This window comes from Blautia sp. MSK.20.85, assembly GCF_013317245.1.
Classification (GTDB): domain Bacteria; phylum Bacillota; class Clostridia; order Lachnospirales; family Lachnospiraceae; genus Blautia_A.
The window spans coordinates 1-25,099 of record NZ_JAAIUN010000008.1; the positions used below are offsets into that span (position 1 = coordinate 1).

Here is a 25,099-nt window from a genome sequence, read left to right on the forward strand (position 1 = left end):
TAGTTGTATCCCCCGACGGAGTCCTTGCCCGGGCCGATATCCTCTCCCTCTGGCGTCCGCCTTTCTCTCCACCTTCCGGAACCTTAGCAGTTCCCCCGACAGCGTCCCTCCAGCCACAAAAAAAGCAGGAAGCTCCGCACACTCCCTGCAAACTCTCACACAACCAAAATCCCTACACCCCAGCAAAAAAATCCCCTACTTCATATTCGCAAACCTCTCCACAGCCTTAGTAAAATTCTCAATCGTCTTATCCGCATCCCCATGCTCAATACCATCTCTCACACAATGCTGGATATGCCCCTCAAGCACAACCTGTCCAACCTTATGCAAAGCCGACTTCGCCGCATTGATCTGAGATAAAATATCCTCACACGGAATATCCTCATCCACCATTCGATCAATTGCCTGAACCTGACCAACAATCTTCTTAAGTCTCCTGTGAATATTTTCCGAGTCCATACACTGCTTCATATTATTACCTCCAATATCAAAAGTCACAGTCAACAGACATCCGCGCATCCACACCACTGACTGTCCCTGTCACTTTTATATTAAAGACCCCGCAACACCTTGTCAAGTTTTTCACCACACCTCACAAAAAGCATCTGTACACCATCTCATTTCTCACAAATCATAATTCCTTTCCTCACCCGTTCCGTAAGACTGTCCCCACCCTTACGATACCATTCCTCCACAAAAGAATCAAAAGAACTCACCGGCTTTTTCCCCATAATAATCTGAATAAACGCGTTCTTCTCCAGCAAACGCAAAGTCTGAGGAATCTCTCCGTCACCATCCCCCAGATACTTCTTCTCTGAAGCACGGTAATTCGCATCCACCAGAAGCCCCACCGCCGAGATCCTGGACTTATACGCCGCCCAGGCCTCTACCGAAGGCACCTCCGCCTCAAGATACTCCTTACACGCATCAAAATAAGAAGCCTCAATCGCACTGAGATCCTCTCTCGTCTTTGCATTCCCCGGGCTGTAAAGCGCCTCCCGGATATGCTTCGTCACCATATAAGTAGCCTCATTATAATCCACATTGATCATCAGCGGACGCGCTGTAGGATCCACGTTCAGGGCAAAATAACTGTTCACCTCATCCGCATCCTCCGCTTCATACCTGGAATAATCAAACAGCACGCTCAGGATCTTCATCACGATCTCCGGATGTTCATATCCCTTACGTACAACCACATACTTACTGTCCCAGAACGTAGAATACACTTCCACCGTCCGTTTTGCATCTGCAGTCAGATAATACGGTTCCCAGTCAGTCTCTTTATTCTTCCTATACTCATCCATAAGCGGATTATTGGGAGTCCACCAGAGGCCAAAAAACGCCCCGCACTTTCCATTCACCACAAGATCCCGGATGTTATTCTGTGCACGCAGTGCAAAATCCGGATCCAGGATCCCCTGCTTATAAAGCTCCCTTAAATACCCCAGAGCCTCTTTTGTCTCCTCCGTCAGTGATCCATAGACAATTTCTCCATCTGCATTTTTGATCCACTGCTGGGGATACGCACCGAACATTTCAAACACAGAGTCCACCGAATAACTGGTACTGACCGTACCCACAAGACCCGGATCACAGACAAGACCCACAGGATCTTCGCCCTCTTCTGCCCCCATCCGGTTCTCCTGAAACGCACGGATCACAGAAAGCGCCTCGTCCAGGGTCTTCGGCTCTTTCACTCCCAATTGTTCCATCCAGTCACGCCTCAGCCACAAAAGCTGCGATCCGTCATCAATCGCAGTCTCCGGAAGCGCAAACAGCTTCCCGTCAAATGTTCCAGATGCCAGAAGCTCTTTTCCATAACTTTCATACATCTCCTGTATCTTATCGGAAGCACAGCTTTTGTATACTTCCGTCAGATCTTCGATCAGATCATTCTCAACCAGTTCTTCCAGAGTCTCCCTGTCCGATACCAGAAAAATATCCGGAAGATTCCGGTCTTTGACCAGGATATTCAGAGCTTCGTCGTACCGCTCCTCGCTCTCCATAAAAATATTCTTATTCTGAACATTCAATGTCTTTTTCAGATACCGGGTATAAGCATTATCTTCATAAGTCTGCCCTTCCGGGAGATTGGAATTATTGGTTCCCTTCATCTGTCCCAGTGTATAGGTTACAAGCTCCGGATATTTCCCCAGAGGCGAAGTTTCCGCTATATCCCAATTCTCACGGTCTTTTACAGATGAAACATCTCCGTCTGTTTTTTTCATTCCCCCGGTCCCAAAAGAACACCCCGCCAGAAGTGTCAAGATCAGTATCGCACTAAAAAACAGCAACGTTTTTCTCGGACTACGTCTCATCTTTTTTCACCTCTTTCGGAATCCTCATATCCACTCTTGTTCCCTGCCCTACTTTGCTCAGGATCCGGATGGCATAATCCTCTCCATATAAAATACACATACGATCATTGACATTTTTAAGACCATAGCCTTTTGCCTGATAGGTGATCAGTTTCTCTGCCTGCTCCTGTTCCATGCCCATTCCGTTATCTTCCACACGGATCACCACATCGCCCGCTTCTTCAAAGAAAGAAAGCCTCAGGATCTTTTCTCCTTCTTCCTTCACGTCCAGCCCATGTTCCAGCGCATTCTCAACGATAGGCTGCAAGGCAAGCTTCGGAACCAGTTCCTGCTGCACAGACGGATCAACGCTCCACTCCACTTTAAAATCATTGTCATGCATGATCAGCTGGATTTCCAGATACGCCTCGATATTCCGGATACAGTTTTCCACAGTCACCATATCCGCCCCTTTACTCAATGCAGTCCGATAAAACGTAGACAATGCCAGGGTCACACGGCTGATCTCCTTTTGTCGGCTTTTAATTGCCATCCAGTTTATAATAGAAAGAGAATTATAAAGAAAATGCGGATTGATCTGAGCAGTCAGGGCTTTCAGCTCAAATTCTTTCAAAGCAATCTTGTTTTCATAAACCTCTTCGATCAGACGATTGATCTCATCCATCATATGCCGGAAACTTCTTACCAGCTGTCCCACTTCATCTCTGGAATCACTGTAAACTGTAACTTCACGGCTTCCCTGATTCACCTGTTCCATATTTCTGGTAAGCTGCTCGATCTTTCTGGTGAACAATGTGGAAAACGTCATTCCCAGTACGATAATGATCACAACACAAAATCCGATCAGCGGAATCTCACTGATCAGCACTTTGGAAACCGAACTCTCGATCACTGCTGGCGGCTTGTAAAAATAATATGTCCACCTTGTCTCATGGCCGCTGCTGCTGACATAGGTATATTCTTCCCGCAGACGGTCCAGCATTTTTCCGGTTTCTTTCTGTGCGGAAATATCACTGGCTGCAAGGTTTTCTCCATGATAAACGATATTTTGGCGGTTATCTACCACAAGGCCGCCGGAATTCCGTTCAATAATATTGGCAAGAGGACGGAATACTTTTCCATAATCCAGCGTAATACAGAGAACAGCTTCCCGCGTCTTCCCATCGTAAATTTCCCGGACTGCTGCGATCTGGCGGTTGTCCCGGTCCACGATCCACTGAACTGTCACACTGTCATCCAGTTTGTCACTCCACCATTCCCCCTCTACTTCCGAGAGCGGAGCCAGGGTATATTCATGACGCACGGGAATGCTTTCCGCAAAAAGCTGAATCCCAAGAATCGCTTCGTGATAGGATTTTGGCACTGTAAGCAGCGGATCCACCACTTCCGTATACTGTTCATAGGCAGTATAACGGTCCATGTCTTTATTCTGGATCACCTCCTGGATCTCCGGGGAATAAGTAAGATAATTCAGAAGACTGGCATAAATCTCAATCTGCCCGTCAATATTTTCCCGGGTCTGTTCCAGAATGGAATACATATCTTCCATCTCATTCTTCCGGACAAGACTGCTCATACGGCTGTGGCTGTAAAGCGCAAGAACAGTCATCGGTACCAGAGAAACCACTACAAGAAGAATGGTCAGCTTGTACCGGTATTTCATATCGTTATACTTCTTCAGAAGCCTCTTCATCCTCATTGTTTCCTTTCCTGTAGGATTCCGGGCTGCTTCCGTAATATTCCCGGAAGCTCCGGCAGAAATACGAAGAATTGGCAAATCCTACCTTCTCGCTGACCATGGCTACCTTCATATTGGTAGTGCAGAGAAGTTCCTTGGCTTTTTCCATGCGGAACACACGGATAAAACGGTTCAGGTTCATTCCGGTTTCTTTTTTGAAAATAAAGCTGAGATAGCCCGAAGAAAGATATACTTTTTCCGCCAGGGTTTCCAGATTGAGATCTTCCGCATAGTGATTGTAGATATAATTTTTCACTGCTGCCACCTCATCTCTTGATTCGCTCATGGAACGCTCCAGAAACGCTTCGTACTGGCGGATATTTTTCTCCGTAACTTCAATGATCTCCTGAATGGTCGAACAGCCATACAGATGATCCACTTCCAGATCCAGCCTGTGCTCTCCCGCAAAACGGTTCTCCTGAAACAGTTCCCGTATTACATTGGAAAAAACAAATTTCACATACATGGCAGAAAACTGGGTGTTGGACTGATATTTGGATGCCAGGCTGTGAAAATGGCTCCACAGCTGTTTCACATCTTTTCTGGAAATATCTTCTGAAATTTTTTCCATCAGTCTGGAATCCTGTTCTTCCTCTCCGGTATTTTTTTCCTCTTCTTCCTCGCTGGTGTAAATATGGATGTCCGGATGATAAAATTTCTCTTCCATCTGCTGCTCCAGCTGTTCCATGATCCCCGGCAGTTCCCGGTATCCGTCAAAACGCCGGCTTACAGCCAGGTGAAAACGGGCAGGATGAAGGCGTTTCAGAAGACTGTAGACATTTTTTGCCACAAGGGTATAATCGCAGTACACATCTTTAAAAAGAAGCAGGGACTGACGGCCATTGAGATTCAGATAGAAAAAAGACCGGCGAAGTTCTGCCTGGATCTCAAGAGGCACCTCATCACTGGCAGAATCAAAAAAAGATTCATCGGATTCAATAAGGATTGCACAGTGCCACTGCTCCCAGATGGCAAAATCCACAATCCCTTCCGCTTCTTTCAGACGTTCCCGGTCACCAGAATAAAGATAACTCTGAAGATAATACTGTTGAAGAAAACTTTTTTCTTTTATGGACTGCTGCTCTTTATTTTTCCGTGATGCGATCTCTTTCTGAATTTTCTGTATGGTGTCATGAAAGCGGTCCGGATCCACCGGTTTCAGCACGTAATCGGTCACACCATAACGGATCGCCTCCTGGGCAAAAGCAAAATCTCCATAACCGCTGAAAATGATAATTTCCAGATCCGGATATTCCTCCCTTGCTTTTTTTGAAAGCTCCAGACCATCCATATGGGGCATCTTGATATCTGTCAGCATCAGATCTACAGGATGCTTTCTCAATTCATTTAATGCCAGCTTGCCATTGGCTGCCTCATAAATTTCCCATTCACCTTCTTCCATGGACAGAAGAAATCGGATTCCCTCCCGTTCCAGTTTTTCGTCATCTACCACCAAAACTCTGTACATTCCCCACCTCGCCAAATATGGCCTGATCCACGTAAAGACACGCAGATCAGGCCGTTTTTCTTTCATTTTAACATTATTCAACTGATTTGTCAGCCCTTAACCGCTCCTGCAACCACACCTTCAATGATGTATTTCTGGCATGCAAGATAAAAGGCAATGATCGGAATGATGGAAAGTACCAGAACACCCATCATTGCTCCCATATCAATGGTTCCGTAACCACCTTTCAGGTACTGGATGGCAATGGAAATAGTCTTGTATTTCTTGATATCAAGTACCAGATACGGAAGAAGATAATCGTTCCAGATCCACATGGTTTCCAGGATCGCAACCGTTACACAGGTCGGTTTCATAACCGGAAGAACTACTTTAAAAAATGTCTGGATCGGGGTACAGCCATCGATCATGGCAGCTTCCTCGATCTCGATCGGAATGGATTTTACAAAACCGCTGAACATAAATACCGCAAGTCCTGCTCCATATCCAAGATAAATGATGATCAGTCCCCACGGAGTATTCAGCTTCAGAATGTTTGCGATCTTGGAAAGAGTAAACATTACCATCTGGAATGGTACGACCATGGAAAACAGACACAGCATGTACATGGTTTTTGTCAGCGTGTTGGTAACACGGTTGATGTACCAGGCACACATGGAGGTACAGAGCAGAATTACCGCAACCGAAAATACTGTGATAAATAATGTCCATCCAAATGCCTGGAAAAATCCGGTTTTTGTAAGACCATTTACATAGTTTTCCAGACCTACGAACATTTTATCCGTCGGGATTGCAAAAGGATAACGGCTGATGTATGCTTTTTTCTTAAAAGAATTGATCAAAACCAGAAGAATCGGGAAAATATAAGCAACAGATACCACACTCAGGATCGCAGTCCACAGACCGCTGAATTTTACTTTTTTATTCATTACTGCTGTACCTCCTTACTTCTTGTGAGACGATTCTGGATCATGGCAATTGCTCCAACCAGGATAAAGAAGATCACGGCCTTCGCCTGTCCTACACCTTCCCATCCGGTACGTCCATAGAAGGTATTGTAAATATTCAGTGCAAGCATCTCTGACATATTGGAAGGCTCACCATTTGTAAGAGCAAGGTTCTGGTCAAAAAGCTTGAAGGAGTTGGTAAGTGTCAGGAAAGTACAGATGGTGATGGACGGCATGACCATAGGAATGATCACATTTTTCAGAAGCTGTCCTTTGTTTGCACCATCGATCTGTGCAGCCTCGATCAGCTCACCCGGGATATTCTGGATACCTGCAATGTAAATGATCATCATATATCCGATCTGCTGCCAGCACATCAGGATCACAAGGCCCCAGAATCCGTAAACAGAAGAATATGTAAGTGTTTTATTGATCTGAAGAAGCAGACCGTTTAACAGAAGCTGCCATACATAACCAAGGATGATACCACCGATCAGGTTTGGCATAAAAAATACAGTACGGAATATATTGGTTCCTTTGATCTTCTTGGTCAGAAGCAACGCAACTGCAAAACCGATCACATTGATCAGAACAACTGATACAACCGTAAATGCAGTAGTATACCATAATGCATGTCCAAAGGTTCCATCCTCAGTAAAAATCTTCACATAGTTCTGTAATCCCACGAATTTTGCATCCGTTACTGTGGTAAATTTACAGAAGGAAAGATATACGCCCATGATAAAGGGAACGATAAATCCAATGGTAAATGCCAGCAGGGTAGGCAGGACAAAAACCGGAAAATACTTTTTCATCATCTTATTCTGCATGTTTTCTCTTCCTTTCTCCTGAGGATGCATCCTTCCCTACTTTACGCATCCTCCCTTCATTGAAAGAGGCAGGCGGAAACCGCCCACCCCTTCGTGATCACGTTTCAGTTATACCTTATCAGCCTTCATTTGCTGCTTTGTACTCTTTTGCCCATCCATCAACAAATGCAGTTTTCACAGCATCCCACTCGCCGGTACCCTGTGCATACTCAAGCATTGCACTGCCGACCTGGTTTTTCCACTCTTCAGAAGGCATGGTTGTAAAGTTCCATGAAACCGGAGTTTTACCAGCTTTTACATATTCGTCGGCTGCTTTTACAAGCGGATTTGCAGACTCATAATTCTCATCAAAGGTCTTGAATGGTGTTGTAAATCCCATTTCCTGGCTTATAGATTCTCTTCCTTCATCACTTGTGATAACCCAGCTGAGGAAATCAAGAGTTGCCTGGATATCCTTCTCATCTGCTTTTTTATTTACGCACCAGTAGTTCTCACTGCCTGTGCAAAGTCCCTGGTCCTCTTCACCATCAACACCAATGTAGATTGGAAGCATTCCCATATCCTCATCTGCTACTTCGTTATCTTTGATGTTATCATAAGCCCAGGTTCCATTCTGATAGAACACAGCCTCTCCAAGACCAAATTCAGCATTTGCATCATCGATAGTCTTGCTGGAAAGAAGGCTTGGCTCACAGGTAGAATCTGTGATATAAAGGTCAAACAGGTTCTTGAAGTTGTCAAGATAGGTTCCTTTGATCGCATCTGTGGATGTGATTCCGTCTTCTTTGTACTCATAATAGATCGGAAGGTTTGCAAGATGTGTTTTGAATCGCCAGTCACTGGAAGAATCAAAGCCTGCGGAAGTAAATGCACCGTCAACTCCAAGGTCATCTTTCTTAGCCTGGATATCATCTGCAACCTTCTTTAATGTCTCAAAATTGTTGATCTCATCTGCAGACTTGATCACAGCGCCATCCATCTCACAATATTTCTTAAGAAGCGCTTTGTTGTAAATAATTCCATATGTTTCAATTACATATGCGATACCGTCAACTGCACCGCTGTCATCCTTCAGTACGAAATCGTCACTCTCCACATTTTTGTAAACATCGCTGTCTTTCAGGTCATAGCAATAATCCTTCCAAGATGCAAGTCCAACCGGTCCGTTAACCTGGAACAGTGTCGGAACCTCATCCTTGGCCATCTCTGATTTCAGAGTAGACTCATAAGTTCCGGAAGCAGCTGTAACAACGGTAACCGGTACACCAGTCTCATCGGTGTATTTCTTTGCCAGATCTGACCACTGATCTGCCTGCTCCGGTTTAAAGTTCAGATAGTAAACAGAACCTTCACTGTCATCCCCCTTTGCCATAGCCGGAACTGCCGGGATCATGGTAGCTGCCATTAATGCTGCAAGACCAAATGCTGTTGCTTTTTTCATTCTCATAATCGTACCTCTCCTTTACCTTAAATGATATTCAACTTGTTCTGAAGATATGCTTAAAACGTCCCTTTTGCATATCTCTGACCGATAAGCTTCAAATCAGCTTCTCGATTAACTTGATGTTATTGTAAATCGAAGAGGTCATTTTCACTATATAAAAAAACCAAGAAACATGTTGATTTTTTTATATAGTGAAAATATTGACATTTTATCATGAAAAAAGAAGCCGGAACAGGCTTGCTCCCATTCCGGCTTCTTTCATATATTATTTTCGATTCATCATGCTTTATTGACAGATCCGAAAAGCTCCATTTTCTCTTTAACAGTAGCTTTGATTGCTTCTGCGCCAGGTGCAAGAAGCTTACGTGGGTCATATCCTTTACCCTGCAGGTCTTTACCCTCTTCAATGTATTTACGTGTAGCCTCTGCAAATGCAAGCTGGCACTCTGTATTAACATTGATCTTGGAAACACCAAGGCTGATTGCTTTCTTGATCATGTCTGCCGGGATACCTGTACCACCGTGAAGAACAAGCGGCATATCTCCTGTCAGCTGCTGAATAGCATCCAGAGTCTCAAAGCTTAAGCCTTTCCAGTTAGCCGGATATTTTCCGTGGATGTTACCGATACCAGCTGCAAGGAAGTTGATTCCAAGATCTGCAACCATCTTGCACTCCTTAGGATCAGCACACTCGCCCATACCAATAACACCGTCTTCCTCGCCGCCGATGGAACCAACCTCTGCCTCAAGAGACATGTTGTGCTCAGCAACGATCTTAACCAGCTCTTTAGTCTTAGCTACGTTCTCATCGATCGGATAATGAGATCCATCGAACATAATGGAAGAGAAACCAGCCTCAACACATTTCAGGCATCCTTCGTAGCTGCCGTGGTCAAGATGAAGAGCAACCGGAACAGTGATGTTCAGCTCCTCCATCATACCGTTAACCATACCTACAACAGTCTTATAACCTGTCATATATTTACCGGCACCCTCGGAAACACCAAGGATTACAGGAGAGTTGAGCTCCTGAGCTGTCTGAAGGATAGCTTTTGTCCACTCAAGGTTGTTGATGTTGAACTGACCAACTGCATAATGGCCTGCTTTTGCTTTTTTCAGCATTTCTGTTGCGTTTACTAACATGATAAAATCCTCCTAACCTGTATTAGGATACGGAAAAACCGTGTCCTTTATATCCAACCGTACTCATAATAGCAGATTTCCTTTGGTAAGTCCAGTATTTTACCAAAAATGCTGATGCTGTGGGAATTATTATTTTTTTTGAGAAAAAGCTTGCAATTTTATCAAATGTTATATATAATACATTTGTTGTTCACGGATGGATTCCCGAGTGGCCAAAGGGGGCAGACTGTAAATCTGTTGGCACCGCCTTCGAAGGTTCGAATCCTTCTCCATCCAGCGAATTTAGCTCTTATATCTTTGAGATGTAGGGGCTATTTTTTTGTGAAAAAGGAAACCGCAAAGGGGCACAAGGCCGCGCCCCTCTGCACACCCCTGGGCCTTTTTTAAGGAGTTCTTGGTTGTGGAGGACGGGAGGGTGTTGACTTTTGTCTGTATGCTTCGGTGTTGGACGTGGGACGCTGTGCCGAACTGGTTGCTGTATTCTTCGGTGTTGCATGTGAGGCGTTATGCCGATACAGCCACGTTTTCACAATTCAGGACAGGACGCAAACGTCCGCTTCCGTCCCTTGCGGTTGGAGTTTCAGCCGGGGATGTGGCATCGGTTCGGGCTGCTGTGGAGGAGGTGTGATACTGCTTGGGCTGCGGGAATCGGCGTTATTGTGCCAGGGGCTGCTGTTTGAGCCGAAGGCGAGTTCAGCCCCTGGCACAATGATTTTAGCCGATTCACGGAGCCTTAGCAGTATCCGCCGACGGAGCCCTGCCCGAACCGATGTCACATCCCCGGCGTACGTTCGTTCCACCATCCCAGCGTACGCTCCTTCCACCCTGCGCACACTCCTTCCATGCACAGAAAAAGACGGCCACCCCAAACCGAGACAGCCGCCTTTCCCTCACACATCATACATAGGAAATCGAAACATCGAAAAATACTTATTTATTAACTCTGTTAACTGTATTACCAGCCAGAAAAGCCTTGATATTATCAACCGTAATATCCATAATTCTCTGTCTGGAAGCCTGCGCAGCCCAGGAAATATGCGGAGTGATGATGCAGTTCTTAGCCTTAAGAAGCGGGTTATCCCCTTTGATCGGCTCAGTAGAAACAACATCAAGACCAGCAGCATAAACCTTGCCACTGTTCAGAGCATCCGCAAGATCCTGCTCAACAACCAGCTGACCACGGCTGTTGTTGATAAGGATAACACCATCCTTCATCTTCGCGATATTCTCTTTATTGATCATACCCTCTGTCTCCGGGAAAAGTGGGCAGTGAAGGAAGATTACATCAGACTGTGCAAACAGCTCGTCAAGAGAAACATACTCAGCAAGCTTTGCGCCAGCCTCACTCTGATAAGCATCATAAGCAAGAACCTTCATATCCAGCGCATTCAGAAGCTTGGCAGTAGCCTGTCCAATTCTACCAAGGCCAATGATACCGGCAGTCTTTCCATAAAGCTCGATCATCGGATAATCCCAGTAGCACCAGTCTGCATTATTTTCCCATTTACCAGCCTTAACAGTCTCATCATGATGACCATAGTGAGAACAGATCTCAAGAAGAAGGCCAAGAGCATACTGACCAACGATCTGGGTTCCGTAGGTAGGCACATTTACAACCGGAATGTCTTTTTCTTTTGCATAGTTGTAATCCACTACATTATAGCCGGTAGCCAGAACAGCGATCAGCTTGATATTCGGGCATTTGTCAATTGTCTCTTTGGAGATCGGAGTTTTATTGATGATAACGATCTCAGCGTCTCCGATACGCTCAGCGATCAGCGGGGATTCCTCATAGGAAGTTCTGTCATAAACAGTAACCTCTCCAAGCTCTTTTAATGCGTCCCAGCTTAAATCTCCAGGGTTCTCTGTGTAGCCATCCAATACAACAATCTTCATATTCGTACTCACCTTTCTTAAAAAAATTTTGTGGTATGTATGATTAATCTGTAAAGCGGATCTTCGCAATCCGCTTTCGCTACTTGCTCATGAATTCAGATTGATCAGCAATCTGAATTCAGTCTTTCATCCAGAGCATTCAGCTCATTCAGCTCACGGATATACAGATCCTGAGCAAGATCCAGACTCACCTCAATAAAACGGATCTTCTGTCCAGGCCGGGCCTGGGCAATCTTTGCAAAATCCACCGTGATCACAGTACCGATCTTCGGATAGCCGCCTGTACTCTGACGGTCAGCCAGCATAATGATCGGCTGTCCGTTTAACGGAACCTGGATCGATCCCATGGAAATACCATCTGTATTGATGTTGCCATCACCAGCATGCTCTACCGGCTCTCTCTCAATACGGCATCCCATACGGTCAAACTCATTGGTAATAGTACCGCTGTACCAGAAAAACTTGCGGACGCCCTCTTCTGTAAACTCATTCTCCTGGGGTCCCAGAACCACACGGAGAACCACCTCATCAGAAGGATAAATTTCCGCCGGAACCTGACGAAGTTCCATATTCGGAAGCTCTGTCCTTGGTGCGGTAAACTCGATGGTGTCACCTTTTTCCAGCTTTCTTCCCTCAACACCACCAATGTGGTTACGAAGAAGTGTGGACTTGCTTCCCATCACAAGGGGAATATCCAGACCGCCTGCAAAAGCGATATATCCACGACTGCCGTTTCTGGCACCTGCAAACATCAGCTTCTGGCCTTTTTTTACAAGAACTGCCTTATACATCGGGAAAGGCTGTCCGTCCAGCATCGGTGTCAGATCTCCACCTGTCACCGCTATGATATTATCACTGGTAAAAGTAAGGGTTGGTCCGATAAAAGTCATCTCCAGAGCACCCTCTGTTTTTTTATTGCCTACCAGCAGATTGGCAATGTGGAAAGCACGCGGGTCCATGGCACCGGATGTGGAAACACCAAATGCCTGATTTCCGAATCTTCCCTCGTCCTGAACAGTGGTCAGGATCCCGCCGTTTTCAACTGTAATTCCCATATCATGACCTCCGTTCTCAATCCTGTGGCGTATAGGTTTTCACTTTATAGGTACCGTTTTCCACGTCTCTTCGGATCTGATCATACTCTGCTTTTGTGACAGGAACATGTTTTACCCAGTCACCGGCACGTACAAGGAACGGATCTTCCTTTGCAAAATTGCAGATATCAAGAGGTGTGCTTCCGATAATATTCCATCCACAAGGCTGCTCAAAAGGAATAAAATCAGACAGTGCCAGCTGAACTACGATGGATCTCGCCGGGATCTTCACTCGCGGAGAAGTTCTTCTCTTAAAGCTGAACGGCTCATCAAATCTGGCCATATACGGATGTCCCGGTGCAAAACCAAGCATATATACATAGTACTCATGCTGGGAATGCTTGCGGATGATCTCCTCCGTAGTGGTATTCTCAAGCTCTGCGCAATATTCCAGATCCGGTCCGGTCTCGCCGCCATAATAAACCGGGATCTCTTTTACTACCTTCTTCGTTGTTGTGGAAACTTCATGCATGTCCGCAATTCTCTTTTCCAGTTCTTCCACCAGTTTGGAATAACGGATCACCTCCGGGCGGTAATGTACGATCAGCGCACAGTAGGTAGGAACTGTTTCCACCATGCCTTCAATTGGAGATTCTTTTAATTTTTCATCCAGCGCACGTACCTTGGCATTTACCTCAAGACTGATCACGCTGCCGAATTCAACGGAAACTGCTCTGTCTCCTGCGATCAGGAACTTCACATCCATTCAGATATACCTCCGTTCTTTATTTGACAAAAAGGCCCGTCATACGTGGTGACAGACCTTCCTGCATGTATCTTTTATTCGGTTAGTCTACAAATTCAAATCCGACTTTTTTAAGAGCTTCATCAACCCATGGACGCGGCCACTCACCACGTGTCAGGATTCCCTCAAGCTGTTTTTCTTCGCCTGCATGATAGTTTCTTGCAATCTCAGCAAGCTCTGCTGTATGCTCATCTGGTTTGATTGCCAGAAGTCCATCAGAGTCTCCTACGATGATATCACCAGGATTGATCACGATTCCTGCGAAGGATACCGGGAAGTTCATCTCTCCCGGGCCGTTTTTGTATGGTCCGTTTGGTGTGATGCCTTTTGCATATACCGGGAAATCCATCTGGCTTAATGTGTAGCTGTCACGAACACATCCGTCGATGATGATTCCTGCGATTCCTCTGGATTTTGCATAATTGCTCATGATCTCACCACAAAGTGCTCTGCTCATGCTTCCCTTATTTGCAAGAACGATAACATCTCCTGGCTGAGCCATATCCAGAGCTTTGTGGAACAGAAGGTTATCTCCTGCCGGTGCGTTTACTGTAAATGCGGTTCCCAGAAGTCTTGCCTTCGGGTTCAGCGGATAAATGCTGGAATCTACAGCAGCGATTCTTCCACAGTTATCATCAATATTTGCAACCGGAATTCCACGGAATGCTTCTACTAATTCTTTTGACGGTCTTTCAAAGTTTCGTCTGATTCTACATCCTAATGACATATGAAAACCTCTCTTCTTTTGATTTTCTTTTTAAGTTGTATTTATCATATCATACAAGCTTACTATTGAATAACGAATAATTTCTCTGTATAATATAAATAATTTTTATATTGTTTTGAAATTCTCTTTATTTCCATAGATATACATAAGAAAAGGAGCTGATCATATGAATCTTGCTGAAATTGAAACATTTCTCACCATTGTTAACACAAAAAGCATCACGCGTACAGCGGATCTTCTTTTTCTTTCGCAGCCTACTGTCAGCCACCGGCTTACTTCCCTCGAAAATGAACTTGGTTTTCCCCTTGTGATCCGCCAGAAAGGCCATAAACAGGTGGAACTTACTGCCAAGGGAACTGATTTTATCATCCTTGCGGAACGCTGGATGTCTCTCTGGAAAGAAACCATGGAACTGCAGCGCAACCAGGATTCCCTGCTGCTTACCATCGGCTGTACAGACAGTCTGAATGTTGCTGTCTTCGCACCTCTGTATGACAGGATCTTAAATGAACAGACCAAGCTGGACCTGAACATTGAATCCCACCACTCATCAGAGCTCTACGGACTTCTTGGAGAACACAGCATTGATATCGGATTTGTCTACCACAAATTACATTACAAGAATATCATAACAGAGAAAATCTTTGAAGAAAAGCTTTATCTGATACAATCAGATCAGCCAGCCATTTCTGCTCCGGCAATACATACTGATGAGCTGGATCCATCCCTGGAGCTGTTTTTAAGCTGGGACGACAATTATCAGATATGGCATGACCGCTGGCTTTCCTCCGCATCCAGACCTCACATTGCAGCAGATACCATCACACTTTTGGACCGTCTCTGGAAAAAGCCGGGAAACTGGATGGTCGCACCACAGTCTGTGATCCTGGAGCTTTCTCATTACCGGCCTCTTTTTATCAGTGAGCTGAAAAACACGCCGCCAAACCGTGTTTGCTATAAAATCAAACATAAATATCCAAAATCCACCAGTAAACGAGCTGTGGAATTCTTCGAAAATGCACTGGAAGACTTCCTCGCAGAATCCACTCCTTCTTTCCCGATCGGTCAGGTATGGGAACGTCAGAAATAAAAAAACGGCAAGCATAAGCCTGTCACAGGAACATTCTCTGCTTTACCGTTTCTTCTTATATTATATACCAGGATGATTCATCCACCGCTTTTCGCCACAAAAAGCAACAACGGGCCTCGACTTGTTTCATCATATATCAAGAACCCTTTGTTTACAAGGATTTTCAGCATTTCCATACAAAACAATATTTCGTCTGATTGCGTCTATTTTCTTTTATTTGTCACAAAAATTGTCATAAAAGAGCCACGCCCAATAAAGGGAATGGCTCTGATTATTACATTACATTTTCAAGCTTTTTCATTTCATTCTGTACTCTTGCAGCATCTACGTGATTGTATATGTTCATTGTAATGCTTATGTCACTATGTCCCATGATCATTTGTAAAACTTTGATATCTATAGCTATCCTCTTAATTAACGCAAATTCCAGATGCGCGGAACCACCCTTTGCAATCGTTCGTACTTATTGTTTTTAAGGCCGCTTTTACAGCCTCAGGTAGTTCAGCAGCAACACGGACTTTCCTCTTTCTGAGAAAGGATTTCATTTTTGACCACATTTTTTCAATAGGGTTCAAATCTGGACTGTATGGTGGCAAATATAGATAGGAGATCCCTGCCTTGTCTAAAAGTTCCATCACTATTTTGGCATGATGAGAACGCATGTTATCCATGATTACAACATCGTCTTTCTCAAAGCTCGGTATCAATTGTTTTCCCATATATTCACGAAATCGCTGTGCAGTTGTTCCACCTTGGTACGTAGTATATACCAGACTGCCGTTAAGCCGGATGGATGACAAAACAGTTGTTCCGGCAGGCGTGTTGATCGGAGTAGCATCCATGGCACGTTTCCCATGTACTGCATGTGCATAGTGTCTTGTGAGGTTCGTATTAATACCGCTTTCATCGAGATATATTTGATGTTCTGCATTTGCACCAGATATAGTTTCTATCCATTGACTGCGTTTTCTCTGCACACCGGGGACGCTTCTGTTCTTTTAAAAATGCGGCTGTTGCCAATGCACTGGTATAAAAATGTTCTTCTGGCACATCAAGTCCCATCCTAGCCAGTTTCTGATTTAATTCTCGTGGTGTATATCCACTATTATTTGTCAAAAACAAATATTCTTTCTTTTCATCATGCAACCACTGGATGAATTCTGGAACACCTGGCAATATCTGATTGCCATGATAGATCACACCATCCATATCACAGATGAATCCTTTTTTTCATTAAAATCGATTATGGATTTTATCATGTTCATATGCGCCCTGCCTTTCTTGTTTCTTTAGAATACACCTTACTCTTTTCATAATAAAATAAAGCGCTATTTTCTACAAATATTTTTATATTATATCATCCACACATAAAATCAAATACATAGTACTGTGAAATCAAAGTAAATATTTCTATCAACAGAACCTTTTATGACAACATCTCTTTCACACAAATACTCCGATAATCACTCGGTGATATTTTATATCTTTCTTTAAATACTCGGTTAAATGTTCTCTGACTTTCAAATCCACTATCCAGACAAATGTTTGTAATAGAATCACTCGTATTTTCCAAACGATGGCATGCATAGTTCAGCCTTGCATCGTTAAGATATTGATTAAAGTTTCTATGGAATGTCTTGGAAAAGAGTCTGGATAAAACATATTTGCTCACGCCCAGGTCTTTTGCCATCTCTTCCAACGAAAACTTCTTCTTGAAATTTGCTGATATATAGGAAACTGTCTGGTAAATAAGATCGTTGCTCCCCACACTGCTCTTTTCTACCAAATTTAATTTTCCTATGCAGCGTGCCAACACAATTTGAAGATATGCCTGTGCAACAGTAATATCCGACTGTTCTGTCTCTAAAATTGCATTTATAACCCTATATACCTCCGGTTCAACCTTTTCCGCTTTGATGATTGGGTATTCAGGAGCCATGGATTGCATGATATCTGCAAATTTGGCTATCGTAAATGGCGATGCAATCAGATAAGTCGCTTTATTTACACCGGGTGTCAGTACCTGATAGTGATGAATAACATCTGGAAATACAAAGCCTATATCTCCTTTTTCCATATGGTATAGTTCCTGTCCGACACCAAGTTCTAATGCTCCACTTGTTACACAAACGATCTCCAGTGCATTATGAAGATGTGGTTCAATATGTTTTGACTTCCTATTTATTGCTATGATCTCCTCTTTTGTGTCGACATATTTTAACTGCATGAAATACTCCCCTTTGCAACATTTGTCTATATCTTCTTTCGATTTGGCAAGCAATCCTTTTACACCTATCTTATAATCAACTTGTAAATAAGGAAAGGAGGAATTGCAAATGAGCAACCTAAAAAAATATCTTAATGACCTTTTAGTATTCTACACTGAATATTTTGAGCATCCTTACCATGTATAAATACTAAAAGGACTATTTTGTGAAAACTGAATATTTTCTTAAGGCCATTTCACAAAAATGAAGTGGTCCTTTTTTATTTTCAAAATACAGTTCAATCACTTTATATATAGAAAAAAGCACTGTCTCATCGAGCAATGACCAGACAACGCTTTCTCCTGTCAATTCTAATTTATGTCTGATGCATCTGTTACTTCATCTGCAGCAATTTCTTTTTCTGCTTTCAGTTTTTTATTTGCATCTTCTACATTCATTCTTGAAAGTACAAACATAATCAATACATCAAAGATTAACGGAAGCCAAAGATACATAAACTGCATCATATCAAGTGCAGACTGCGGCTGAGTTGCATTTGTTCCGATATATCCACTGAACTCAAGCAGCCATCCAACAACAGCGGTTCCAATACCTCCACCGATTTTTACGCCAAGAGAAGTACAAGAGTACATCGTTCCGTCAATTCTCTTTCCCTGTGTAAGATAAGTGTACTCAGAGCAGGATGCGATAACTGCATTCATATCTCCCTGCCATGGTCCCTGACCTAAGGCTGCAAGAGCTGTAAATGCCATCATCAGCGGAACACTGCCCATATATCCTGCAACAACAACAAGTGCTCTACCGATGACTGCTAAGACATAACCTCTTAAGTTCAGTTTATACATACCTTTCCACTTACCAACTAATGTCGGTGTGAAAATCAGGGCAATGATCAGTGGAATATTTACTGCCCATGCAAATTGTCCAAACAAATTCTTATTTTTCAGTACCCATGTCATGTAATAAATGCCAGCTCCAATCATGGCACTATATAACTGCTGTAAAATATATGTTCCACAAATCATCATGTAATATTTGTTTTTAACAAGAAGCTTGAATGCCTGTACCATTCCGTACTTTTCATTATCATCCTTTACTTCTCCTTCGTTAAGTTCTTCCTCAGGAAGTTCCTTAACAGAAAGTGCTGAAATTGTATTTATGACAAGACCAATGATTGCATAGATAATAGCAACCGTTCTCCATGCCGCAGCATCTCCACCACATTTATCTACAAATCCAACTGTAATCGCCTGAATCAGAAGACTTGTTGAAAACGCAAAAATAAAACGGTAAGATCCCATCTGCACACGCTCTTTGCTGTTCTTTGTAATCAGTGACGTAAGTGCTGAGTAAGCAATATTGTTTGCTGTATAAAACACACCATTTAACAGTGTATAAGAGATAAAGAACCATGCGTATTTAGCCGTTGTTCCAAAGCTGACTGGTACTGCAAAGCAGCAGACCAGCGTAATGGCACAACCAATGTATCCGTATAGCATCCATGGCTTCGCTTTTCCCATTTTACTGTGTGTTTTGTCAATCATTGATCCAAAAAATATATCCGTAAAACCATCAAATAGTTTTGATACGGCAATCAGGGTACCTACGACACCTGCAGCAAGTCCTACTGAGTCCGTCAGATAGACCATCATGAAAGATGTCAGGAAGGCGTAGACTACATTACCTGCAATATCACCTGATCCATATCCAATTTTGTTATACCATTTCAAATACTTTTTTTCTTCCATCGAATTTCTTTGCTCCTCATCTTCATCGCACTTAGAATCTCAATATGTCTAACCGTATGATGTCTAATTATATTTTTTTCTCTGTTTTTGTCTGATTGCTCTGTATATCCGGACTTTACATTGCAATCAGACTATCCTTCTTTGTTTACGAGTTACATGAAACTTTATTATCCCTTTACATACGGTATCAGCGTAAACTGGAACCGGAATAATACATCATCAAATCGGTACTGATCCAATACAACTGGACCACAACTATTAGAACCAATGCCATTTAATGCGTAGTCAACGCAAAATACTACACTATCTGATTCTGTCAGTTCATAATTATGCGTTTTCTTCTCAAGTTCTTCCTGCGTATAATAAGAAGCATTGAATGAGAAGGCATTTTCCGCGGATGCCACAATTCCATATCGGCTGTTGTTAAGCTCTACATATTCACAATCATAATGGCTTCCATTTTCCTGTGGGCGAATATAATCCTCATGCAAATCATCTACATTTGCATGATACAAACCGTGGCTCGCAGCCTGATGTTTATCACAATAACTTTCCTGTGGTCCCATTCCAAAGTATCTTACAGCTGAAAGTTTTTTATCCAGGAACATCCTCACACCAAATCTCGGAAGATCCGGGAATTCATCGTCTTTTGTTACTGCAATATCTGCATCAATCTTTCCAGCAGCTTCTATTTTCCATGTGATCGTCACATCAAGAATCTTCTGTACTGTCTCTGCCACAACGGATGCATGGCTTGTAATTTTCACACCATGCTTTCCCTGCACGACCTCTGTCGTGTAAGCTCTTGTATAAGCTTTATCATAATGGGCTTTCTTCCATTCAGACTTGATGTACATATCATTATCTGTTGGTGCCCTCCAAATATTTAATTCCATCGGATGGTTCAAGTATTCCCGCCCTGCGAATTTCATCTCTGTAAAGAGTGCAGTACGTTTGTCTATGGTATAAGCAAATTCACGCCCCTTGATATGAATCTGTGTATCATTTTCATTTACCTGTAATTCAGAGTCCACTACTGTTTTTGGTATCCATTTCTCTGCAAGTTTACATTTTGTATCCTCTTTACTTACCTCAATTTCATCAAATCCAAGAATATGGTCTTCATCCAACAGTGGCAATTCTTTTTTCAGATGGTAAATAAGTTTTAAATAACATTTCCCATTCTCTGGAACATTGATCTTCAGGTTTGTTTTTCCTTCCCCATGTGGTGCCACAGAAAACTCCGGAAGTATGCCTTTGCTGATCACAAGACCATCCTGTGTCAGCTCATAACTAATCTTCACATAATCTTTCAAGTCATCAAAATCCATGTAGTTATGAAGCACCAGTTCTCCGCTTTCTTTGTTATAGGAAATAACTCTTGCCGGGCGATAAACATTCTTGTATTCCAAAAGTCCTGTATGTACCGTTCTGTCCGGATATACTAATCCATCCATACAGAAGTTGCCATCATGAATTTCTTCGCCATGGTCGCCCCCATAAGCATATATAGTCTTTCCATTCTCAGCAGTTCCATGAGCAATCGCATGGTCACACCATTCCCAGACAAAGCCGCCGCACATTTTATCATTATCCTGAATCATCTGGAAGTAATCTTCAAAATCTCCAGGTCCGTTTCCCATGCTGTGACAGTACTCTACCAAAAGGAATGGTTTGCTTCCATCTTTATCCAGATATTCCTGAATTTCGGAAAGCGCTGGGTACATCCGGCTGTACACATCCAGATTGCTGTAATCATATGTTTCATCATAATTACGGTATCTTGCACTCTCATATTGTGTGATACGGTCTGGATCAAAATTCTTTGTCCATTCCAGTGCTTTTTCAAAGTTGCAGCCATAAGCACTCTCATTTCCCATTGACCACATAACAATACAGAAACGGTTTTTGTCACGTTCCACCATGAGTTTTACGCGATCAACGATTGCCTCTTCCCATACCGGATCATCTGCAATCTTCTCATTCCATCGTTTGAACCGATTGTAATCAGTGTCTTCTTTTCTGTAGATCATAAATGGACCATGAGCTTCAATATCTGCTTCATCTATTACCATGAATCCATACTTGTCACACATTTCATAGAAAAATGGTGCGTTCGGATAGTGGCTGGAACGGATCGCATTAAAATTATGCTGCTTCATTAACGTAAGATCGGTTGTAATCTGTTCCGGATTGATTGTAAATCCAGTAACCGGATCAGAATCATGTCGATTGACACCACGGAATTTAATCTTCTGTCCATTTAAATAAATAACCTGGTCTTTAATCTCTATCTTTCTTAATGCAATGTGATCTACAATTACTTCATTCTCTGTTTCAAGAATCAGTTTATATAGATATGGATTTTCTGTATTCCAAAGTTCCGGACTTGCGATTTCTAATACAGCTGTTCCTTCTTCAGCAATACTTCCTAGTGCTACAACTGCTCCGTTTCTATCTTCAATCGAAATTTTTACATTTAACGGAGAGTAGAATTTCATTTCAATTTCTACTTTCGCAAGCATATCCTCAATTCTTGTTTTAATATGATAATCACTGATTGCCTCTTTTGGGCGTTTCAAAATGTACACATCCCGGAAAATACCACTCATACGGAATTTGTCCTGATCTTCCAAATAGGAACCATCACACCACTTCATTACCAACACTGCCACCGTATTCGTTCCATCCTGAAGTACATCGGTAACATCAAACTCACTGGTCATATGCGAAACCTGGCTGTATCCTATGTAAGAGCCATTGATCCATACGTAAAAGCAACTGTCTACTCCTTCAAAGTTCAAAAAAGATTTTGGCGCATTCTCATCTCTACTGTACTCAAAAGTATGTACATAGGCTCCACACGGAATGTCCTGTGGCACATATGGTGGATCAAACGGAAACGGATACCGGATGTTTGTATACTGGTGTGTATCATATCCTGCCATCTGCCATACACTTGGAACCTGAATCTCATCAAAATTTTCTGTATCATAATTCTTCTCAAAGAAAGAATCCTGAATGTCATAGATGCTGTTAAAATACTGGAATTTCCAAGTTCCATTCAATAACTGCATACGATCTGACTCTTCTCTGTGTTCCACCAAGTTATCCATTCTTCTGGATGCCGGAATATAATAGGCTCTGGCTGGCATTGTGTTTTCGTGCAGTACGCTTAGATTTTCATAATAACGTGGTACGATCATAAATAACTCTCCTCCAATACATATACTTTTTTGTTCTTTGTTTTCCTAAAGCAAACCTTATACTTTACTTTTTGTTTACGTTCCTTAGTTATGTTATATATAGCTTATCCTAATTCGCAAAATATGTCTATGAATTGGATTAGACAAAATATGCACTAAATGATACAATGATAAAAAGTGCGAAAAGAGGTGCTGTCCTATGTATTTGAACACCGGTTATTTGAACCACTCACATATGGATTTCAAAGACAAAAGTCGTCCGCTGATTGTCGGTAGCTGTGGTACTTACCGTCTTTCCAGACATCCCAAACTTCCGACCTACCGTCCAAAGGGTCGTCTGGATTATCAGATTATATATATCACTGCTGGTTGTGGGCATTTTCATTTTGATAATGTAAATAATGAAACGATTGTTCCAGCCGGCAGCATTGTACTGTACAGACCGAAAGAACTCCAAAAATATGAATATTACGGAGAAGATAAGACAGAAGTATACTGGATTCACTTCACAGGAAGCAATGTAAAAAATATCTTACGTCAATATGGATTTCCGGATAAAGAACGTGTCTTTCAAGTGGGTACATCTAATGAATATGAACAAATTTTCAAGCGTATCATTATCGAGCTGCAACGCTGTCAAGACAATTATGAGGAAATGCTTGTCCTTTTGCTACGTCATCTTCTGATCAGTTTCCACCGGGAACTGACAAGAGAGCACATATTAAAAAATGAATACCTTGATCATGAGATGGATAATGCTGTTACCTTTTTCAGTGAAAACTACAATCAAAATATCAATATTGATGATTATGCTGCCTCACGAGGCATGAGTGTCAGCTGGTTTATCCGAAATTTCAAAAAATATACCGGTTCTACACCAATGCAATTCATTGTGGGAATCCGCATCAACAATGCTCAGATGTTACTAGAAACAACAACTTATTCCATCAATGAGATTTCTAAGATTGTCGGATATGATAACCAGCTTTATTTCAGCCGACTTTTTCACAAGTTGAAAGGATATTCGCCGAGAGAATACCGAAAGCTGAGAAACAAATTCTGAAATCCACAAAGAGGATACCACCGAATTATCAAAACAATGATTTGTGATATCCTCTTCTCACTTTTGCTATTCTTATTTTACAAACTCAGCCGAATAATAATACATATATTCATTATCTGTATCTATGTATTCTCCTGTAATGTCCTGTATCGGCAACGAACTCACTCCTTGTTCGCCATAGATCAGTGCTGCCAATCCTTGCTCTGTTCCGTACTCTATCGTGCTTTTGTTCTCTATAGAGGTCGCAGATCTTCCATAATATTCTCTGTTTGCAACACCTTCCAAGATTGGCGTTTCTGTCATATATTTTGAATATTCATCTGCTGCAATAAGCTTTGCAGTAAAATTATCAAAATCCGGAGTGATGACAATCAATCCATTTTTTGCAGATTTCACGTCCTCATAGGAAAGTTCCAAAACTCGTTTATGAGAAACTCGTTTTCCAGAATGATATTCTGACAAGTAAACGTATAATGCTTGAAATGTATCTTTTGAATTGTATCGAAACATCATGGTTCCATCAATTCCGGACAACAATTCAGCCGTTTTCATTTCTACACTATCCGGATCTACTGCTTCTATATAATTTTGTGGTTGCCGCAATTTATTACATACCATGATTCCAAGAGTAATAGCAAATACTCCCACAGCAATAAGAAGTACAGCAATAATCTTCTTTAAATAACGCTGTTTATGACTACTATCTTTTGATATCTGTATCAGTGTATCTTCCGATTTTTTTTCTACATTAGTTACCTCAATATCTTCACCTGCCAAAAATTCATTTAGACTGATGCCTAATATTTCACATAATTCTAAATACACAGACACATCTGGTAAACAAATCCCACGTTCCCATTTGGAAACTGACTTATCACTCTTACCCAGTTTCTCAGCAAGCTGTTTTTGAGTCATACCAAGTTTTTTTCTTTTTTCTGCAAATTGGATGCTGTTTCACGACTTCCATCTCATCTATCGTTAATTTCCCATTTTTATTCAATATTTCTATCGATACCCGGATTTTACCAATATCATGGATTGGTGCAAGGTGCGATACATTTTCAATCTCTTCTTCGGTAATTCCATATTCCGGATAATTCTTCTGCAGTTGGCGATAAACCTGCTCCATGTAAAAACTAATATCATCCTGATGTTCTGTTTCCACCAGATTATTATGATTCAATACAGCAACAAGCAGAGAAACCATATCCCAATACTGTTTCGTGATATTCTTTTCTTTCTTCCGCAGTTCCTGTTCCATATCCGTCCTTCTCCAGGCATCTGCTGATTGCCATTGTTGACTCTGTACAGTTAATAACATCCATAAGAGAAATTTCTTCCGGTCGTTTTTCCAGCATATAGCCGCCATTAGCCGCCGTATTTTTACAGTGTTCGGGTCGTCGTAGACTTGCCG

At 42.3% G+C, this 25,099-nt stretch carries 22 protein-coding genes, 1 tRNA gene and 1 pseudogene; 3 read left to right on the top strand and 21 right to left on the bottom strand.

The features are described 5' to 3' along the window. Window positions 1-195: 195 nt before the first annotated feature. The 8 genes from G5B12_RS06245 to fba form a co-directional block, all read right to left on the bottom strand. Window positions 196-471 carry a metal-sensing transcriptional repressor gene (locus tag G5B12_RS06245; protein WP_021976163.1) on the bottom strand — a complete coding sequence of 92 codons (276 nt, stop codon included), beginning with the start codon at window positions 469-471 and terminating at the stop codon, window positions 196-198. Between the two features lie 146 nt (window positions 472-617). Further along, on the bottom strand, window positions 618-2,321 hold the full coding sequence (locus G5B12_RS06250; protein ID WP_174087931.1) for an extracellular solute-binding protein: 1,704 nt from the start codon (window positions 2,319-2,321) through the stop codon (window positions 618-620). Then, complete coding sequence (locus G5B12_RS06255; RefSeq protein WP_244096052.1) at window positions 2,311-4,098, bottom strand: sensor histidine kinase; 1,788 nt, start codon at window positions 4,096-4,098, stop codon at window positions 2,311-2,313. The genes G5B12_RS06250 and G5B12_RS06255 overlap by 11 nt, the downstream gene beginning before the upstream one ends. Then, a complete protein-coding gene (locus G5B12_RS06260) occupies window positions 3,989-5,527 on the bottom strand; it encodes a response regulator transcription factor (protein WP_174087932.1) in 1,539 nt (512 codons plus the stop codon). The genes G5B12_RS06255 and G5B12_RS06260 overlap by 110 nt, the downstream gene beginning before the upstream one ends. An 89-nt stretch (window positions 5,528-5,616) precedes the next feature. After that, window positions 5,617-6,453, bottom strand: coding sequence for a carbohydrate ABC transporter permease (locus G5B12_RS06265; RefSeq protein ID WP_021650827.1), 837 nt, complete (start codon window positions 6,451-6,453; stop codon window positions 5,617-5,619). Then, window positions 6,453-7,301, bottom strand: coding sequence for a carbohydrate ABC transporter permease (locus G5B12_RS06270; protein ID WP_243004399.1), 849 nt, complete (start codon window positions 7,299-7,301; stop codon window positions 6,453-6,455). The genes G5B12_RS06265 and G5B12_RS06270 overlap by 1 nt, the downstream gene beginning before the upstream one ends. A 118-nt stretch (window positions 7,302-7,419) precedes the next feature. Continuing rightward, window positions 7,420-8,748, bottom strand: a complete 1,329-nt coding sequence (locus tag G5B12_RS06275) for an ABC transporter substrate-binding protein (RefSeq protein WP_147603320.1) — start codon at window positions 8,746-8,748, stop codon at window positions 7,420-7,422. A gap of 276 nt (window positions 8,749-9,024) precedes the next feature. Then, window positions 9,025-9,888, bottom strand: a complete 864-nt coding sequence (fba, locus tag G5B12_RS06280; RefSeq protein WP_118071041.1) for a class II fructose-1,6-bisphosphate aldolase — start codon at window positions 9,886-9,888, stop codon at window positions 9,025-9,027. A gap of 194 nt (window positions 9,889-10,082) precedes the next feature. Here fba and G5B12_RS06285 point away from each other — a divergent pair. Next, window positions 10,083-10,164, top strand: a tRNA-Tyr gene (locus tag G5B12_RS06285). 654 nt (window positions 10,165-10,818) lie between these two features. On the opposite strand, the gene G5B12_RS06290 is transcribed toward G5B12_RS06285, so the two are convergent. The 4 genes from G5B12_RS06290 to G5B12_RS06305 form a co-directional block, all read right to left on the bottom strand. After that, on the bottom strand, window positions 10,819-11,784 hold the full coding sequence (locus tag G5B12_RS06290) for a D-2-hydroxyacid dehydrogenase (RefSeq protein WP_021976159.1): 966 nt from the start codon (window positions 11,782-11,784) through the stop codon (window positions 10,819-10,821). Between the two features lie 104 nt (window positions 11,785-11,888). Further along, entirely contained in the window at window positions 11,889-12,839 is a 951-nt protein-coding gene (locus G5B12_RS06295; protein WP_021976158.1) for a biotin-dependent carboxyltransferase family protein, read from the bottom strand. Between the two features lie 16 nt (window positions 12,840-12,855). Beyond that, window positions 12,856-13,584 (bottom strand): 5-oxoprolinase subunit PxpB, encoded by a 729-nt coding sequence (pxpB, locus tag G5B12_RS06300; RefSeq protein WP_021976157.1) that lies wholly within the window; start codon window positions 13,582-13,584, stop codon window positions 12,856-12,858. Between the two features lie 82 nt (window positions 13,585-13,666). Continuing rightward, a complete protein-coding gene (locus G5B12_RS06305) occupies window positions 13,667-14,350 on the bottom strand; it encodes an RraA family protein (protein ID WP_021976156.1) in 684 nt (227 codons plus the stop codon). A gap of 166 nt (window positions 14,351-14,516) precedes the next feature. Between G5B12_RS06305 and G5B12_RS06310 the strand changes: the two genes are divergently transcribed. Beyond that, window positions 14,517-15,440 carry a LysR family transcriptional regulator gene (locus G5B12_RS06310; protein ID WP_118062160.1) on the top strand — a complete coding sequence of 308 codons (924 nt, stop codon included), beginning with the start codon at window positions 14,517-14,519 and terminating at the stop codon, window positions 15,438-15,440. A gap of 274 nt (window positions 15,441-15,714) precedes the next feature. On the opposite strand, the gene G5B12_RS18495 is transcribed toward G5B12_RS06310, so the two are convergent. The 6 genes and pseudogenes from G5B12_RS18495 to G5B12_RS06340 form a co-directional block, all read right to left on the bottom strand. After that, on the bottom strand, window positions 15,715-15,894 hold the full coding sequence (locus tag G5B12_RS18495) for a tyrosine-type recombinase/integrase (protein WP_442859961.1): 180 nt from the start codon (window positions 15,892-15,894) through the stop codon (window positions 15,715-15,717). After that, complete coding sequence (locus G5B12_RS06320) at window positions 15,851-16,417, bottom strand: IS630 family transposase (protein ID WP_174087933.1); 567 nt, start codon at window positions 16,415-16,417, stop codon at window positions 15,851-15,853. Before G5B12_RS06320 ends, G5B12_RS18495 begins: the two co-directional genes overlap by 44 nt. A gap of 13 nt (window positions 16,418-16,430) precedes the next feature. Next, window positions 16,431-16,705 (bottom strand): annotated as a pseudogene (locus G5B12_RS06325) (TIGR01457 family HAD-type hydrolase); the annotation flags it as partial. A gap of 161 nt (window positions 16,706-16,866) precedes the next feature. Continuing rightward, the gene (locus tag G5B12_RS06330) at window positions 16,867-17,667 is read right to left on the bottom strand and encodes a helix-turn-helix transcriptional regulator (RefSeq protein WP_119247974.1); all 801 of its coding nucleotides are present in this window, start codon (window positions 17,665-17,667) and stop codon (window positions 16,867-16,869) included. Window positions 17,668-18,018: 351 nt separating this feature from the next. Continuing rightward, on the bottom strand, window positions 18,019-19,416 hold the full coding sequence (locus G5B12_RS06335; protein ID WP_110102505.1) for an MFS transporter: 1,398 nt from the start codon (window positions 19,414-19,416) through the stop codon (window positions 18,019-18,021). Window positions 19,417-19,583: 167 nt separating this feature from the next. Beyond that, window positions 19,584-22,622, bottom strand: coding sequence for a glycoside hydrolase family 2 TIM barrel-domain containing protein (locus G5B12_RS06340; protein ID WP_174087934.1), 3,039 nt, complete (start codon window positions 22,620-22,622; stop codon window positions 19,584-19,586). 199 nt (window positions 22,623-22,821) lie between these two features. Between G5B12_RS06340 and G5B12_RS06345 the strand changes: the two genes are divergently transcribed. Next, the gene (locus tag G5B12_RS06345; RefSeq protein WP_119247972.1) at window positions 22,822-23,685 is read left to right on the top strand and encodes an AraC family transcriptional regulator; all 864 of its coding nucleotides are present in this window, start codon (window positions 22,822-22,824) and stop codon (window positions 23,683-23,685) included. Window positions 23,686-23,757: 72 nt separating this feature from the next. Here the strand turns inward: G5B12_RS06345 and G5B12_RS06350 are convergent, their stop codons facing one another. The 3 genes from G5B12_RS06350 to G5B12_RS18500 are packed head-to-tail and all read right to left on the bottom strand — an operon-like array spanning window position 23,758 to window position 25,043. Then, on the bottom strand, window positions 23,758-24,600 hold the full coding sequence (locus tag G5B12_RS06350) for a helix-turn-helix domain-containing protein (protein WP_021976400.1): 843 nt from the start codon (window positions 24,598-24,600) through the stop codon (window positions 23,758-23,760). Further along, window positions 24,578-24,946 carry an HD-GYP domain-containing protein gene (locus tag G5B12_RS06355; RefSeq protein ID WP_244096053.1) on the bottom strand — a complete coding sequence of 123 codons (369 nt, stop codon included), beginning with the start codon at window positions 24,944-24,946 and terminating at the stop codon, window positions 24,578-24,580. The genes G5B12_RS06350 and G5B12_RS06355 overlap by 23 nt, the downstream gene beginning before the upstream one ends. After that, on the bottom strand, window positions 24,858-25,043 hold the full coding sequence (locus tag G5B12_RS18500) for a hypothetical protein (protein WP_442859960.1): 186 nt from the start codon (window positions 25,041-25,043) through the stop codon (window positions 24,858-24,860). The genes G5B12_RS06355 and G5B12_RS18500 overlap by 89 nt, the downstream gene beginning before the upstream one ends. Window positions 25,044-25,099: the final 56 nt, after the last annotated feature.